The sequence below is a fragment of the Streptomyces sp. NPDC007945 genome, from assembly GCF_042958885.1.
Lineage (GTDB): Bacteria > Actinomycetota > Actinomycetes > Streptomycetales > Streptomycetaceae > Streptomyces.
This window is the reverse complement of sequence record NZ_JBIBJV010000002.1, coordinates 940,035-954,697: the sequence shown is the minus strand read 5'-3', so window position 1 is coordinate 954,697 and position 14,663 is coordinate 940,035. Positions and strand designations below refer to the sequence as shown.

13 protein-coding genes are annotated in these 14,663 nt (G+C 72.9%); 10 read left to right on the top strand and 3 right to left on the bottom strand.

The window, feature by feature from the left end; translation table 11 throughout:
* The first annotated feature begins 48 nt into the window (after nt 1-48).
* On the top strand, nt 49-906 hold the full coding sequence (gene truA / locus ACFZCF_RS09645; protein WP_388437664.1) for a tRNA pseudouridine(38-40) synthase TruA: 858 nt from the start codon (nt 49-51) through the stop codon (nt 904-906).
* Nucleotides 907-923: 17 nt separating this feature from the next.
* Here the strand turns inward: truA and ACFZCF_RS09640 are convergent, their stop codons facing one another.
* Nucleotides 924-1,910, bottom strand: a complete 987-nt coding sequence (locus ACFZCF_RS09640; protein ID WP_391285733.1) for a hypothetical protein — start codon at nt 1,908-1,910, stop codon at nt 924-926.
* Between the two features lie 56 nt (nt 1,911-1,966).
* On the opposite strand from ACFZCF_RS09640, the gene ACFZCF_RS09635 reads away from it, so the two are divergent.
* From ACFZCF_RS09635 to glmM, 4 genes are all read left to right on the top strand, one after another.
* On the top strand, nt 1,967-3,589 hold the full coding sequence (locus tag ACFZCF_RS09635; protein ID WP_388437658.1) for an ABC-F family ATP-binding cassette domain-containing protein: 1,623 nt from the start codon (nt 1,967-1,969) through the stop codon (nt 3,587-3,589).
* 226 nt (nt 3,590-3,815) lie between these two features.
* A complete protein-coding gene (gene rplM / locus ACFZCF_RS09630) occupies nt 3,816-4,259 on the top strand; it encodes a 50S ribosomal protein L13 (RefSeq protein ID WP_359528490.1) in 444 nt (147 codons plus the stop codon).
* Between the two features lie 44 nt (nt 4,260-4,303).
* Nucleotides 4,304-4,816, top strand: coding sequence for a 30S ribosomal protein S9 (gene rpsI, locus ACFZCF_RS09625; RefSeq protein WP_030750225.1), 513 nt, complete (start codon nt 4,304-4,306; stop codon nt 4,814-4,816).
* Nucleotides 4,817-4,938: 122 nt separating this feature from the next.
* A complete protein-coding gene (gene glmM / locus ACFZCF_RS09620) occupies nt 4,939-6,297 on the top strand; it encodes a phosphoglucosamine mutase (protein WP_388437654.1) in 1,359 nt (452 codons plus the stop codon).
* Nucleotides 6,298-6,367: 70 nt separating this feature from the next.
* On the opposite strand, the gene ACFZCF_RS09615 is transcribed toward glmM, so the two are convergent.
* Both ACFZCF_RS09615 and coaA read right to left on the bottom strand, forming a co-directional pair.
* Nucleotides 6,368-7,318: a DUF389 domain-containing protein gene (locus ACFZCF_RS09615; RefSeq protein WP_388437650.1), complete on the bottom strand. Its 951-nt coding sequence runs from the start codon at nt 7,316-7,318 to the stop codon at nt 6,368-6,370.
* 19 nt (nt 7,319-7,337) lie between these two features.
* Nucleotides 7,338-8,348, bottom strand: coding sequence for a type I pantothenate kinase (gene coaA, locus ACFZCF_RS09610; protein WP_388437647.1), 1,011 nt, complete (start codon nt 8,346-8,348; stop codon nt 7,338-7,340).
* Between the two features lie 130 nt (nt 8,349-8,478).
* Here coaA and glmS point away from each other — a divergent pair, with 130 nt between their 5' ends.
* The 5 genes from glmS to alr all read left to right on the top strand — a co-directional run bounded on the left by glmS (nt 8,479) and on the right by alr (nt 14,661).
* Nucleotides 8,479-10,326, top strand: coding sequence for a glutamine--fructose-6-phosphate transaminase (isomerizing) (glmS, locus tag ACFZCF_RS09605; protein WP_391285728.1), 1,848 nt, complete (start codon nt 8,479-8,481; stop codon nt 10,324-10,326).
* A gap of 9 nt (nt 10,327-10,335) precedes the next feature.
* Nucleotides 10,336-10,704: a holo-ACP synthase gene (locus tag ACFZCF_RS09600; RefSeq protein ID WP_388437641.1), complete on the top strand. Its 369-nt coding sequence runs from the start codon at nt 10,336-10,338 to the stop codon at nt 10,702-10,704.
* 224 nt (nt 10,705-10,928) lie between these two features.
* Nucleotides 10,929-12,380, top strand: coding sequence for an NAD(P)H-hydrate dehydratase (locus ACFZCF_RS09595; RefSeq protein ID WP_391285725.1), 1,452 nt, complete (start codon nt 10,929-10,931; stop codon nt 12,378-12,380).
* Between the two features lie 241 nt (nt 12,381-12,621).
* A complete protein-coding gene (locus tag ACFZCF_RS09590; RefSeq protein WP_391285724.1) occupies nt 12,622-13,488 on the top strand; it encodes a L,D-transpeptidase family protein in 867 nt (288 codons plus the stop codon).
* A gap of 21 nt (nt 13,489-13,509) precedes the next feature.
* Entirely contained in the window at nt 13,510-14,661 is a 1,152-nt protein-coding gene (gene alr, locus ACFZCF_RS09585; protein WP_388437632.1) for an alanine racemase, read from the top strand.
* Nucleotides 14,662-14,663: the final 2 nt, after the last annotated feature.

Below are 14,663 nucleotides of genomic sequence, written 5' to 3'. Positions count from 1 at the left end.
ACCCCCTGGGGTGCGGGCCCGTTCCCGTGCGACTGAGAGGATCTTCTGGTGAGTGATGACGTGCAGCCCGGGTTCGTACGGGTCCGGCTCGACCTTTCGTACGACGGCCGGGACTTCTCCGGGTGGGCCAAGCAGGCCCGCGGGCAGCGGACCGTGCAGGGCGAGATCGAGGACGCGCTGAAGACCGTGACCCGGTCCCCGGAGGCGTTCGAGCTGACCGTCGCGGGCCGCACCGACGCCGGGGTGCACGCGCGCGGCCAGGTCGCCCACGTGGACCTGCCCGAGGGCCTCTGGCAGGAGCACCGCGAGAAGCTGCTGCGGCGGCTCGCGGGACGGCTTCCGCACGACGTCCGGGTGTGGAGCGTCACCGAGGCCCCCGAGGGCTTCAACGCCCGCTTCTCGGCGATCTGGCGGCGGTACGCCTACCGCGTCACCGACCACCCCGGCGGCGTGGACCCGCTGCTGCGCGGACACGTCCTGTGGCACGACTGGACGCTCGACATGGACGCCATGAACGAGGCCGCGGCCGCGCTCATCGGCGAGCACGACTTCGCCGCGTACTGCAAGAAGCGCGAGGGCGCCACCACCATCCGCACCCTCCAGGAACTGCGCTGGGAGCGGCGGCCCGACGGGATCATGGAGGCCACGGTCAAGGCCGACGCCTTCTGCCACAACATGGTCCGCTCGCTGGTCGGCGCGCTGCTCTTCGTGGGCGACGGACACCGGCCGGTGGAGTGGCCGGGGAAGGTGCTGGCCGCCGGCGTGCGGGACTCCGCCGTCCACGTGGTACGCCCGCACGGCCTCACCCTGGAGGAGGTCGGCTACCCGGCCGACGACCGGCTCGCCGCGCGCAGCCGCGAGGCCCGCAACAAGCGGACCCTCCCGGGCGTCGCCGGCTGCTGCTGACCCCGCCGGAGGGGTGCCTAACGCGGCGGGGCCGAGGCGGCGGCCGCCGCCTTCGCCTGGCTCTTGCCGCGGGCGTAGATCTGGTTGAAGACGAAGGTGCCGAGGTCGTCGCTGGCCTGGAAGACCGGCTTGTCCTTGGTGGTGACCTTCTTGCCGTTCGCGAAGCCGCCCTGGGTGAAGTAGGCGTAGCGGCCCACCGAGTTGGCGCGGCGCAGACAGACGGTGGCGTGGCAGAAGGTGCCGACGCCCTTGCCGGCGAGCGGTGCGATGCCGCCGGTGGCCTGCTTCTTCGCGGCCAGCGCCGCCTTCTCGGAGGGGAAGACGGCCACGCCGACGGTGATCGCCACGCCGTCCTTGACGTAGGTGGCGCGCAGCACGCGCTCGCAGCCGTTCTTCTGCAGGACCGAGCCGAGCCCGCCGGTGGTGACCGAGGCGCAGTTCTCCGACGCCGCGGTCGCGCCCTTCTTGTACGGGCGGCCGAACATGGTGAGCTTCGTACCGGGGAAGAGGCCCTCGGCGGTCAGCGGCGCCGTGTCCTTCTTCGGGTCGGTGATGTAGTCCTTCGGGTCCGGCGGGGGCGGCGGGGCCACGGAGGAGAAGGTCGGCGCGGGGGTGGGGGAGGCCGTCGCGGTGGCGGAGCCCGTGGGGGTCGGGCCGCCGTTCTTGGCCTCGTCGTTCTTCTTGTTCGTCACGACGACGGCGGTCGCGACGAGGGCGCCCACGGCGAGCGTGGCGACGACGCCGCCGGCGATCAGCAGCCTGCGCCTGCGGCGGCTGCCGGCCTCGGAGGCCTCCGCGAGGGCGCCCCAGTCAGGGGTGCCGTCGTCCTGGCCGCCCCCGAAGGGGTCCTGCGGCGGCGGGTAGCCGTACCCGTGCTGCTGCGGCTGCTGCTGTCCGTACGGAGGCCCCGGCTGCGGTGGGTACCCGTACCCCTGCGGCTGTCCGAACCCCTGCTGCCCCTGCTGCTGCGGCTCCTGCGGCCACTGCGGTCCCCCAAAGCTCATGCCGCGCATCCTAAACCGCTTGGGAGAACCGGACGCGGGCGGCGACAATGCACCTCATGGGACACGTCGAGGCCGCGCATCTGGAGTACTACCTTCCCGACGGGAGGGTCCTCCTCGGGGACGCCTCCTTCCGGGTGGGGGAGGGGGCGGTCGTCGCCCTCGTCGGGGCCAACGGCGCCGGGAAGACGACCCTCCTGCGGATGATCGCGGGCGACCTCCAGCCGCACGGCGGCTCCGTCACCGTCAGCGGCGGGCTCGGCGTGATGCCGCAGTTCATCGGCTCCGTACGGGACGAGTCCACCGTCCGCGACCTGCTGGTCTCCGTGGCCCACCCGCGGATCCGGGAGGCCGCGAAGGCCGTCGACGAGGCCGAGCACCTGATCATGACCGTCGACGACGAGGCCGCGCAGATGAAGTACGCGCAGGCCCTCGCCGACTGGGCCGAGGTGCAGGGGTACGAGGCCGAGACGCTGTGGGACATCTGCACCATGGCCGCGCTGGGCGTGCCGTACGACAAGGCGCAGTTCCGGCAGGTGCGGACGCTCTCCGGCGGTGAGCAGAAGCGGCTGGTGCTGGAGTCGCTGCTGCGCGGCACCGACGAGGTGCTGCTCCTCGACGAGCCGGACAACTACCTGGACGTCCCTGGCAAGCGGTGGCTGGAGGAGCGGCTGCGGGAGACCCGCAAGACCGTGCTCTTCATCTCCCACGACCGGGAGCTGCTCTCCCGGGCCGCCCAGAAGATCATCGCGGTGGAGCCCGGCGCGGCCGGCTCCGACGTGTGGGTGCACGGCGGCGGCTTCGACACCTTCCACGAGGCGCGGCGGGAGCGGTTCGCCCGCTTCGAGGAGCTGAAGCGGCGCTGGGAGGAGAAGCACGCGCAGCTGAAGAAGCTGGTCGTCACGCTGCGGCAGGCGGCGGCGGTCAGCCACGAGATGGCGTCGCGGTACGCGGCGGCGCAGACCCGGCTGCGGAAGTTCGAGGAGGCGGGTCCGCCGCCGGAGCCGCCGCGCGAGCAGGACATCCGGATGCGGCTGCGCGGCGGCCGTACCGGCGTCCGCGCCGTGACCTGCGAGAACCTTGAGCTCACCGGGCTGATGAAGCCCTTCTCGCTGGAGATCTTCTACGGGGAGCGGGTCGCCGTCCTCGGCTCGAACGGCTCCGGCAAGTCCCACTTCCTGCGGCTGCTCGCGGGCGACGGGACGGTGGCGCACACGGGCCTGTGGAAGCTGGGCGCGCGGGTCGTGCCCGGGCACTTCGCGCAGACCCATGCCCACCCGGAGCTCGCCGGGCGCCCGCTCGTCGACATCCTGTGGACGGAGCACGCCAAGGACCGGGGCGCCGCGATGTCGATGCTGCGGCGGTACGAGCTGGAGCGGCAGGGCGACCAGTCCTTCGACAAGCTCTCCGGCGGCCAGCAGGCCCGCTTCCAGATCCTGCTCCTGGAGCTGGCCGGCACGACCGCGCTGCTGCTCGACGAGCCGACGGACAACCTGGACCTCGAGTCCGCGGAGGCCCTGCAGGACGGCCTGGAGTCGTACGAGGGCACCGTCCTGGCCGTCACCCACGACCGCTGGTTCGCCAAGAGCTTCGACCGCTACCTGGTCTTCGGCTCGGACGGCGTCGTGCGGGAGACGAGCGAGCCGGTGTGGGACGAGCGGCGGGTCGACCGGGCCCGCTGAGCAGGGGGCCTGTGGCATTTTGACCCGCCGGGGGTGGCGCGGGTACTGTTGCCGTTTGTTATGCGTATTGGCTTCGTCGTTCTCACGCGGAGGGGCCGTGCGCAGGTTCCCTGGAGCAGTTACCAGTGGCTCGCATACGGGCGATGACCCGGCAGTGCAGGCCCCAGCTGCATGATCGCTTCAGGTGTGTCTGGACTCCATCCACTGAAGAAGCGAAGGCTACGAAGTGCGTACGTACAGCCCCAAGCCCGGCGATGTCACTCGCCAGTGGCACATCATCGACGCGCAGGACATCGTCCTGGGTCGTCTGGCGACCACGGCCGCGAACCTCCTGCGAGGCAAGCACAAGCCGATCTACGCCCCCCACATGGACATGGGCGACTTCGTCATCATCATCAACGCCGACAAGGTCCACCTGTCCGGCAACAAGAAGACCCAGAAGATGGCGTACCGCCACTCCGGCTTCCCGGGTGGTCTGCGCTCGGTCCGTTACGACGAGCTGCTCGACAAGAACCCCGAGAAGGCCGTCGAGAAGGCCATCAAGGGCATGATCCCGAAGAACACGCTGGGCCGCCAGATGCTCTCGAAGCTGAAGGTCTACGCGGGCGAGAACCACCCGCACGCCGCCCAGCAGCCGGTTCCGTACGAGATCACCCAGGTCGCGCAGTAATTCCGGCCACACCCCCTAAGAACGAAAGAAATCTGAGGAGCATCGTGGCCGAGACCACCCCCGAGACCCCCGTCGACGAGTTCGAGGGCGTCGAGGAGTACACCACCGAGACCGAGATCGTCGAGGGTGACTACACCTCCGAGTCCCTCGCGTCCCGCTTCGGCGACCCGCAGCCGGCCGCCGGCCTGGGCCGTCGCAAGAACGCCATCGCCCGCGTCCGGATCGTCCCGGGCACCGGCAAGTGGAAGATCAACGGGCGTACGCTCGAGGACTACTTCCCGAACAAGGTCCACCAGCAGGAAGTCAACGAGCCCTTCAAGGTGCTCGAGCTCGACAACCGCTACGACGTCATCGCCCGCATCGCGGGTGGCGGTGTCTCCGGCCAGGCCGGCGCCCTGCGCCTCGGCGTGGCCCGTGCCCTGAACGAGGCCGACGTCGAGAACAACCGCCCGGCGCTGAAGAAGGCCGGCTTCCTCTCCCGTGACGACCGCGCGGTCGAGCGGAAGAAGGCCGGTCTCAAGAAGGCCCGCAAGGCTCCGCAGTACAGCAAGCGTTAATCGCCTGCTCGCACTGCTTGTACGTACGCCCCGGCGCACTGCGCGTGCCGTCGGGGCGTACGTTTTTTCTTAACCTTTTTCAACCTTCCAGTCTTTTGGGCACGCATTTTCGGAGGACAGCTGTGGGACGACTCTTCGGCACCGACGGCGTACGCGGCGTAGCCAACGCCGACCTGACGGCGGAGCTCGCGCTCGGCCTGTCGGTCGCGGCGGCGCACGTGCTCGCCGAAGCGGGGACCTTCGAGGGTCATCGGCCGACGGCCGTGGTCGGACGGGACCCGCGGGCGTCCGGAGAGTTCCTGGAGGCCGCGGTCGTCGCCGGCCTCGCCAGCGCCGGTGTCGACGTGCTGCGCGTCGGCGTCCTGCCGACCCCGGCCGTCGCCCACCTCACCGGCGTCCTCGGCGCCGACCTCGGCGTGATGCTCTCCGCGAGCCACAACGCCATGCCCGACAACGGCATCAAGTTCTTCGCCCGCGGCGGCCACAAGCTCGCCGACGACCTGGAGGACAAGATCGAGGCCGTCTACGAGGAGCACCGCACCGGCGCCCCCTGGGACCGCCCGACCGGGGCCGGCGTCGGCCGCGTCCGCGACTACACCGAGGGCTTCGAGACCTACGTCGCGCACCTCATCGGCGTGCTCCCCAACCGCCTCGACGGCCTGAAGATCGTCCTCGACGAGGCCCACGGCGCCGCCGCCCGCGTCTCGCCCGAGGCCTTCAGCCGCGCCGGCGCCCAGGTCGTCACCATCGGCGCGAGCCCCGACGGCCTCAACATCAACGACGGCTGCGGCTCCACCCACCTGGAGCTCCTCAAGGCCGCCGTCGTCGAGCACGGCGCCGACCTCGGCATCGCCCACGACGGCGACGCCGACCGCTGCCTCGCCGTCGACCACACCGGCGCGGAGGTGGACGGCGACCAGATCCTCGCCGTCCTCGCCCTCGCCATGCGCGAGGCCGGCACGCTGCGCGGCGACACCGTCGTCGCCACCGTCATGTCCAACCTGGGCTTCAAGCTCGCCATGGAGCGCGAGGGCCTCACCCTCCTCCAGACCGCGGTCGGCGACCGCTACGTCCTGGAGTCCATGAAGGAGCACGGCTTCGCCCTCGGCGGCGAGCAGTCCGGGCACGTCATCGTGCTCGACCACGCCACCACGGGCGACGGCACCCTCACCGGCCTCATGCTGGCCGCCCGGGTCGCCGCCACCGGCAAGTCCCTCGCCGAGCTGGCCGCCGTCATGGAGCGGCTGCCGCAGATCCTGATCAACGTCAAGGACGTCGACAAGTCCCGCGTCGCCACCTCCGGCGAGCTCGCCGCCGCCGTCACCGACGCCGAGCGCGAGCTGGGCACCACCGGCCGGGTGCTGCTCCGCTCCTCGGGCACCGAGCCGCTGGTCCGCGTCATGGTCGAGGCCGCCGACATCGAGCAGGCCCGCTCGGTCGCGCAGCGCCTCGCCGACGTCGTGAAGTCGGCGCTCGGCTAGCCGTCCGGGTGGTACGACGAAGGGCCCCGCGCACTCCGGTGCGGCGGGGCCCTTCTCCGTGTCCGGGACCTCAGCCCCGGCGCAGCCGCCGCTTCAGCTTGCCGCGCTGGGTGTCCCACAGCCACTTCTGCACGAACAGCGTCAGCGTCCCCGCCAGCATGATCCCCAGCAGGTTCAGCAGCAGCTGCTCGACCGACCCCCAGGTCTGGCCGACCTCGCCGTAGCTGAGCGCCACCGCCGCGTTCGCCGCCGCCGGAACGGTCGTCACCGAGATCGCCACGCCCACCAGCGCGCCCGCCTTCGACGAGGTCAGCGACAGGGTGCCGGCCGCGCCCGCGAGGAGCGCCACCACGAAGGAGAACGGGTCCGGCTGCCAGATGAAGGAGGTCTGCGGCCGCTCGGCGTCCAGCCGCTCGACACTGAACAGGCCCAGCCGGTCCATCAGCAGGCTGAACAGCGTCGTCACGAGGATCGCCGCCAGGAAGCCGACGAGCAGCGCGATCAGCGAGCGGACCGCGAGCCGCGGGGCCCGCTTCACGATCGCCGTGCACACCCCCGCGAGCGGCCCGAACTCCGGGCCGACCGCCATCGCGCCCACGATCAGGATCGCGTTGTCCAGGACGACGCCGCAGGCCGCGATCATCGTCGCGAGCAGCATGAAGGCGAGATAGGTGAAGGAGAGCGTCGACTCCTCGTGCGTGGAGGTCGCCAGCTGCTCCCAGAGCACCGCGTCGGCGCCCTCGCCGGGGGCGTCCCGCTCGGCCGCGTCGGCCCGCTCCGACATCGACAGGTCGATGTCCTCGACGGCGATCGACCCGTCCTGATCGAGCTTCAGCCCGCGCAGCCCGTGCAGGAGTTCGTCGCCCGCCTCGCGGGCCACGTCGCACATCACGACGTCCCCGGCCGGGTCCCGGGCCGCCCCCGGCAGCACCACCAGATGGGTGGTGCCGACCGTCGACCGGATCAGCCCGACCGCGTCCTCGGTGCGGTCGGAGGGAACGATCATCCGCAGATGCAGCATGCTCCGAGCTTACGGAGACTCAGAGCTTCCGCAGGCTCAACCGCTGCACCTTGTGGTCCGGGCCCTTGCGGACGACGAGCGTCGCCCGGCCGCGCGTCGGCGCCACGTTCTCCAGCAGGTTCACCTTGTTGACGGTCCGCCACATCGTGCGCGCGTAGTCCAGGGCCTCCTCCTCGGAGACCTGCGTCCAGCGGCGGAAGTACGAGGACGGGTCCTGGAACGCGGTCTCGCGCAGCTTCCGGAAGCGGTTGAGGTACCAGCCCTCGATGTCCTCCGCGCGGGCGTCCACGTACACGGAGAAGTCGAAGTAGTCGGCGAGGCCGACCCGGGTCCGGCCGTCCTTGCCGGGCAGCGCCGGCTGGAGGACGTTCAGCCCCTCGACGATCAGGATGTCGGGCCGGCGCACGACGAGCTGCTCGCCGGGCACCCGGTCGTAGATGAGGTGCGAGTAGACCGGTGCCGTGACCTCGTCCTTCCCGGCCTTCACGTCGGCGACGAACTTGGTCAGCGCCCGCCGGTCGTACGACTCGGGGAAGCCCTTGCGCGACATCAGCCCGCGGGCCTTCAGCTCCTCCATCGGATAGAGGAACCCGTCGGTGGTGATCCGCTCCACCCGGGGGTGCTCCGGCCATCGGGCGAGCAGCGCCTCCAAGAGCCGGGCCACGGTCGACTTCCCGACCGCGACCGACCCGGCGACCCCTATGACGAACGGCGTCCCGCGCTGCTCCGCCTTCTCCCCGAGGAAGGTGTTCAGCGCCCCGCGCAGCCCGCTGGTGGCCTGCACGTACAGGTTGAGCAGCCGCGACAGCGGCAGGTACACGTCCCGCACCTCGTCGAGGTCGATGACGTCACCGAGCCCCTGCAGCCGCTCGACCTCGTCGGCGGTCAGCGGCAGCGGCGTCTTGTCGCGCAGGGCGCTCCACTCGGCGCGGGTGAGGTCGACGTACGGCGTCGGCTCGGGAGACCTGCGGGAGGTCCCACCGTTCCCGGCCCCGTTGCCGTTGGCGCTTCGTGGCGGCGAAGTGATCACCCACCCATTGTCCCGGGTCGACGGGGGGCGTGGGGGGTGGGGTGGGTCACGTGGCGCGCCGCCGGATGCGGCGGCTCCGACTCCGTGCGGGCTCCCGGCCGGGGACGGGATCCGGCCGTAGGCTGCCGTCATGTGCGGAATCGTGGGATACGTCGGTGGGCAGTCGGCGCTCGATGTCGTCGTCGCGGGGCTGAAGAGGCTGGAGTACCGGGGGTACGACTCGGCCGGGGTCGCCGTCCTGGCGGACGGGGGGCTGGCCGCGGCCAAGAAGGCCGGGAAGCTCGTCAACCTGGAGAAGGAGCTGGTCGAGCGGCCGCTGGCGGGCGGCTCCGTCGGCATCGGGCACACCCGGTGGGCGACGCACGGCGGGCCGACGGACGCCAACGCGCACCCGCACCTCGACAACGCGGGGCGGGTCGCCGTCGTGCACAACGGGATCATCGAGAACTTCGCGGCGCTGCGCGAGGAGCTGGCCGAGCGGGGGCACGAGCTGCTCTCCGAGACCGACACCGAGGTCGTCGCCCATCTGCTGGCCGAGGAGTTCTCCTCCGTCGGTGACCTGGCCGAGGCGATGCGGCTGGTCTGCCGGCGGCTCGACGGGGCCTTCACGCTGGTCGCCGTCCACGCCGACCAGCCCGACGTGGTCGTCGGCGCGCGCCGGAACTCGCCGCTGGTCGTCGGCGTGGGGGAGGGCGAGAACTTCCTCGCCTCCGACGTCTCCGCCTTCATCGCGCACACCCGGTCCGCCATCGAGCTCGGGCAGGACCAGGTCGTCGAACTGACCCGGGAGGGCGTCGTCGTCACCGACTTCGAAGGGGCGCCGGCCGACGTCCGGGCCTTCCACGTCGACTGGGGCGCCTCCGCCGCCGAGAAGGGCGGCTACGACCACTTCATGCTCAAGGAGATCGCCGAGCAGCCGAAGGCCGTCGCCGACACCCTCCTCGGGCGGATCGACGCGAGCGGGCGGCTGACCCTCGACGAGGTGCGGATCCCCGACGCGGTGCTCCGCGAGGCCGACAAGGTCGTCATCGTCGCCTGCGGCACCGCCTTCCACGCCGGGCTGATCGCCAAGTACGCCATCGAGCACTGGACCCGGATCCCCTGCGAGGTCGAGCTCGCCAGCGAGTTCCGCTACCGCGACCCGATCCTCGGGCAGCGGACCCTCGTCATCGCCATCTCGCAGTCCGGCGAGACCATGGACACCCTGATGGCGCTCCGGCACGCCCGCGAGCAGGGTGCCAAGGTCCTGGCCGTCTGCAACACCAACGGTTCGACCATCCCCCGCGAGTCCGACGCCGTGCTCTACACGCACGCCGGGCCCGAGGTCGCCGTGGCGTCCACGAAGGCCTTCCTCACCCAGCTCATCGCCTGCTACCTGCTCGCCCTCTACCTGGGGCAGGTGCGCGGCACCAAGTGGGGAGACGAGATCCGGGCCGTGGTCCGCGAGCTCGCGCGGATCGGCGAGGAGGTCGAGCGGGTCCTGGAGACCATGGAGCCCGTACGGGCCCTCGCCCGCTCCCTCGCCCACAAGGACACGATCCTCTTCCTCGGCCGGCACGTCGGCTACCCGGTGGCACTCGAAGGCGCGCTGAAGCTGAAGGAGCTGGCGTACATGCACGCCGAGGGCTTCGCGGCGGGCGAGCTGAAGCACGGGCCGATCGCCCTCATCGAGGAGGACCTGCCGGTCGTCGTCGTGGTGCCCTCGCCCAAGGGGCGCTCGGTCCTCCACGACAAGATCGTCTCCAACATCCAGGAGATCCGGGCCCGCGGTGCCCGGACGATCGTGATCGCGGAGGAGGGCGACGACGCCGTCGTGCCCTTCGCCGACCACCTCGTCCGCGTCCCCGCCACGCCCACGCTGCTCCAGCCGCTCGTCTCCACGGTGCCGCTCCAGGTCTTCGCCTGCGAGCTGGCCACCGCCCGGGGCAACGAGGTGGACCAGCCGCGCAACCTGGCCAAGTCCGTGACGGTGGAGTAGGGGAGAGAAATGATCATCGGGGTGGGGATCGACGTGGCGGAGATCGACCGCTTCGCCGCGTCGCTGGAACGGACGCCGGCGCTGCTGGAGCGGCTCTTCGTCCGCGAAGAACTGGTGCTGCCCAGCGGGGAGCGCCGGGGCCCGGCCTCCCTGGCGGCCCGCTTCGCCGCGAAGGAGGCCCTGGCCAAGGCGCTCGGCGCGCCCGGCGACCTCCACTGGACGGACGCCGAGGTGTACGCCGAGTCCACCGGCCAGCCCCGGCTGCGGGTGCGCGGCACGGTGGCGGCGCGCGCGGCCGAGCTGGGCGTGAAGCAGTGGCACATCTCGCTGAGCCACGACGCCGGGGTCGCCTCGGCGGTGGTGATCGCGGAGGGCTGAGCCGTAGGGGTACGGGGGCGATCACGGCGGGCTGAGACGTACGGGTACGGGGTGATCGCGGCGAGCTGAGTCATACGGGTACGGGGGTGATCGGCGCGCGCTGAGTCGTACGCGTACGGGGCGGGTCCTGCGGGGGTGTCGACCCGGGAGGGTCCGGCCCCGCTCGACGCTTTCCCGATCGTTCCTCCGGGCGGGCGCCCCGCACCTGGGGCAGACTGCTCCCCATGCGTACCGCTCACCACGTGGAGACCGTCCGGGCCGCCGAGGCCGCGCTGATGGCGCGGCTGCCGGAGGGCGCCCTGATGCAGCGGGCCGCCGCCGGACTCGCCGCGGCCTGCTGCTCGTTGCTCGGCAAGGGCCGGGTGTACGGGTCCCGGGTCGTCCTCCTCGTCGGCAGCGGCGACAACGGCGGCGACGCCCTCTACGCCGGCGCCCGGCTCGCCCGGCGCGGTGCGGGGGTCACCGCGGTGCTGCTCGGCGCCCGCGCCCACGGCGCCGGACTGGCCGCGCTGCGGGCCGCCGGCGGACGCGTCACCGAGGACCCGTACGAGGCGCTGGCCGCCGCCGACCTCGTCCTCGACGGCATCACCGGCATCGGCGGGCGCGGCGGACTGCGCCCCGAGGCCGTGCCGGTCGCCCGTGCCGCGCGCGGCTCCGACGCGGTCGTCGTCGCCGTCGACCTGCCCAGCGGCGTCGACGCCGACACCGGCGAGGTCGCGGGCGAGGCCCTGCGCGCCGACGTGACCGTCACCTTCGGCACGTACAAGCCGGGGCTGCTCGTCGACCCGGCGCGGGAGTACGCGGGCGCGCTGCGGCTCGTGGACATCGGGCTCGCCGCCACCCTCCCCTCCGTGCCCGACGCCGAGGCGCTCCAGCACCAGGACGTGGCCCGGCTGCTGCCCGCGCCCGGGGCGGAGAGCGACAAGTACCGGCGGGGCGTCCTCGGCGTCGTCGCCGGCTCCGCCCGCTACCCGGGCGCCGCCGTCCTCGCCGTCGCGGGCGCGCTGCGCGGCGGCGCCGGGGCCGTGCGGTACGTGGGCCCCGCCCGGGAGGCGGTGATCGCCGCCCACCCGGAGACCCTGGTGCACGCGGGGCCGCCGGAGAAGGCCGGCCGCGTCCAGGCGTGGGTCGTCGGCCCCGGCCTCGGCGACGGGCCCGGCGCGGAGGTCGCCGTCGCCGAGGTCCTCGCCTCCGCGGTGCCCGTCCTCGTCGACGCCGACGGGCTGCGCGCCCTCGACCCCGACGCCGTGCGGGAGCGGTCCGCGCCCACCCTGCTGACCCCGCACGCCGGCGAGGCGGCCGCCCTGCTCGGCACCGACCGGGCGGACGTGGAGGCCCGGCGGCTCTCCGCCGTCCGCGCGCTCGCCGAGCGGTACGGCGCCACCGTTCTCCTCAAGGGGTCCACGACCCTGATCGCCGGGCCCGGCGGCACCGGCCCCGTGCGGGTCAACCCGACCGGCACCCCGTGGCTCGCCACGGCCGGTTCCGGCGACATCCTCTCCGGCCTGGCCGGCTCCCTCCTCGCCGCCGGACTCCACCCCGTGGACGCCGCCTCCTGCGCCGCCTACCTGCACGGACTCGCCGCCCGGCGCGCCTCGGGCAAGGGCGGACCGATCACCGCCACCGAGGTGGCCGGCGCCCTCTCCGGCGCCTGGCAGGACGTGCGCGAACTGTAGGACCCACGGCGGTCCGTAGGAACCACGGCGGTCCGTAGGGCCCACGGCGGTCCGGCGGCGGGGAGGGCCTTCGGTCCCCGGCCCCCGGCCTCCGGCCTCCGGCCCCGTCCGGTCCTGGGACGCGCCGCCGGTTCCCGGTGCCCCGTCCGGTCGTGGGGCGCGCCGCCGGTCGGCCCAACGGCGTTGCTCCGGGCGGGGGTCAGCGCGTGCCGGGGCCGGTGCGGGCGGTTCGGATGGACGCGTGACCAGATGGAGAAGCCGCATCCTGCCGCCGTTGCTCGCCGCCGCCCTGCTGACCGGCGCCGCCCCCGCGCACGGGGACGGGCCCGCGCGCGGGGAGGAGCCCGGGCCGGCCGACGTCCTCGTCCCCGGCATCGCCGGCGCCGGACGACCCGAGTACCCCATGGACACCCCCGACCAGGTCCTCCCGCCGACCGCCCCGGACGGCGAGATCCCCGTCCCCGTCCCGGAGGAGGAGGTCGACGAACTCGTCGAGTACCTCCCCCGCGACGCCACCAAGGCCGCCTGCACCGCCAAGACCGGGATGTACCAGCGGCAGGTCGAACGGCTCCTGAAGCTCAAGGTCGACGGGAAGCAGTCCGCCGCCGACTGCCGGGCCATCCGCGCCTTCCAGACCCGGCAGAAGATCAAGCCCGCCAACGGCTACGCCGGTCCCGTCACCTGGGCCCGCGCCGAACTCCTCGCCGCCCGGAAGAACCCCAACGCCGCCAAGAAGTGCCCCGTCCGCTCCTACCCGGTCGCCTGCGTCGACCTGAACCGCGAGCTGATGTGGGTGCAGAAGGGCAAGAAGATCACCTACGCCGTGGTCAACATCCGCAGCGGCCGGGCCGGCTACCGCACCCGCACCGGCTGGCACTCGATCTACTGGCGTCACAAGGACCACTGGTCGACCATCTACGACACGCCGATGCCGTTCTCCCAGTTCTTCGACGGCGGCCAGGCCTTCCACGGCGTCTACGGGGCCGTCGCCACCCCCACCGGAAGCCGCGGCTGCGTGAACCTGACGTACAAGAACGCGGAGAAGCTGTGGTCGGTCCTCCGCAAGGGTGACCGGGTCTACATCTGGGGCAAGCGGCCGGGCCTGTGACCACCTGAGAGACTGGGCGCGATGACTGAGACAGCACCGCCGCCCCGCCGAGCCCGCGCCGAGATCGACCTCGGGGCGCTGCGCGCCAACGTCCGCGCGCTGCGCGCCCGGGTGGCCCCCCACGTCCGGCTCATGGCCGTGGTCAAGGCCGACGCGTACGGTCACGGCGCCGTCCGCTGCGCCCGCGCCGCCCTCGACGCGGGCGCCGCGTGGCTCGGCACGGCCACCCCGCAGGAGGCGCTCGCGCTGCGCGCCGCCGGGATCACCGACGTCCCGGTCCTGTGCTGGCTGTGGACGCCCGGTGACCCCTGGGACGCCGGCATCGAGGCCGGGCTCGACATGGCGGTGAGCGGCCGCTGGGCCCTCGACGAGGTCACCGCCGCCGCCCGCCGCACCGGCGGCACCGCCCGCATCCAGCTCAAGGCCGACACCGGCCTCGGCCGCAACGGCTGCCAGCCCGCCGACTGGCCGGCGCTCGTCGCCGAGGCCCTGCGGGCCGAGAAGGAGGGGCTGGTCAAGGTCACCGGCCTCTGGTCCCACTTCGCCTGCGCGGACGAGCCGGGGCACCCGTCGATCGCCGCCCAGCTCGACGTCTTCCGCTCGATGCTCGACCACGCGGAGAAGGCCGGCATCGAGCCCGAGGTCCGGCACATCGCCAACTCGCCGGCCACCCTCACCCTCCCCGAGACCCACTTCGACCTGGTCCGCCCCGGCATCGCGATGTACGGCGTCTCGCCCGCGCCCGAGCTGGGCACCTCCGCCGAGCTCGGCCTGCGCCCGGTGATGTCGCTGAAGGCGAGCGTCGCCCTGGTGAAGGAGGTGCCGCCCGGCCACGGCGTCTCCTACGGGCACCACTACGTCACCGGCGACGAGACCACCCTCGGCCTGGTCCCGGTCGGGTACGCCGACGGCGTCCCCCGGCACGCCTCCGGCCGCGGCCCGGTCCTCGTCGCCGGCAAGGTCAGGACGGTCGCCGGCCGGGTCGCCATGGACCAGTTCGTGGTCGACCTCGGCGGCGACCGGCCCGCGCCCGGCACCGAGGCCGTCCTCTTCGGCTCCGGCGAGCACGGCGAACCGACGGCCCAGGACTGGGCGGAGGCCGCCGACACCATCGCGTACGAGATCGTCACCCGGATCGGCGCGCGCGTGCCGCGCGTCTACGTGGGGGAGTAGAC

Coding starts and splice junctions, on each gene's coding strand:
- ACFZCF_RS09640 (WP_391285733.1), bottom strand. CDS start 1,910: ATGAGCTTTGGGGGACCGCAGTGGCCGCAGGAGCCGCAGCAGCAGGGG.
- ACFZCF_RS09635 (WP_388437658.1), top strand. CDS start 1,967: ATGGGACACGTCGAGGCCGCGCATCTGGAGTACTACCTTCCCGACGGG.
- ACFZCF_RS09615 (WP_388437650.1), bottom strand. CDS start 7,318: ATGCTGCATCTGCGGATGATCGTTCCCTCCGACCGCACCGAGGACGCG.
- glmS (WP_391285728.1), top strand. CDS start 8,479: ATGTGCGGAATCGTGGGATACGTCGGTGGGCAGTCGGCGCTCGATGTC.
- ACFZCF_RS09600 (WP_388437641.1), top strand. CDS start 10,336: ATGATCATCGGGGTGGGGATCGACGTGGCGGAGATCGACCGCTTCGCC.
- ACFZCF_RS09595 (WP_391285725.1), top strand. CDS start 10,929: ATGCGTACCGCTCACCACGTGGAGACCGTCCGGGCCGCCGAGGCCGCG.
- alr (WP_388437632.1), top strand. CDS start 13,510: ATGACTGAGACAGCACCGCCGCCCCGCCGAGCCCGCGCCGAGATCGAC.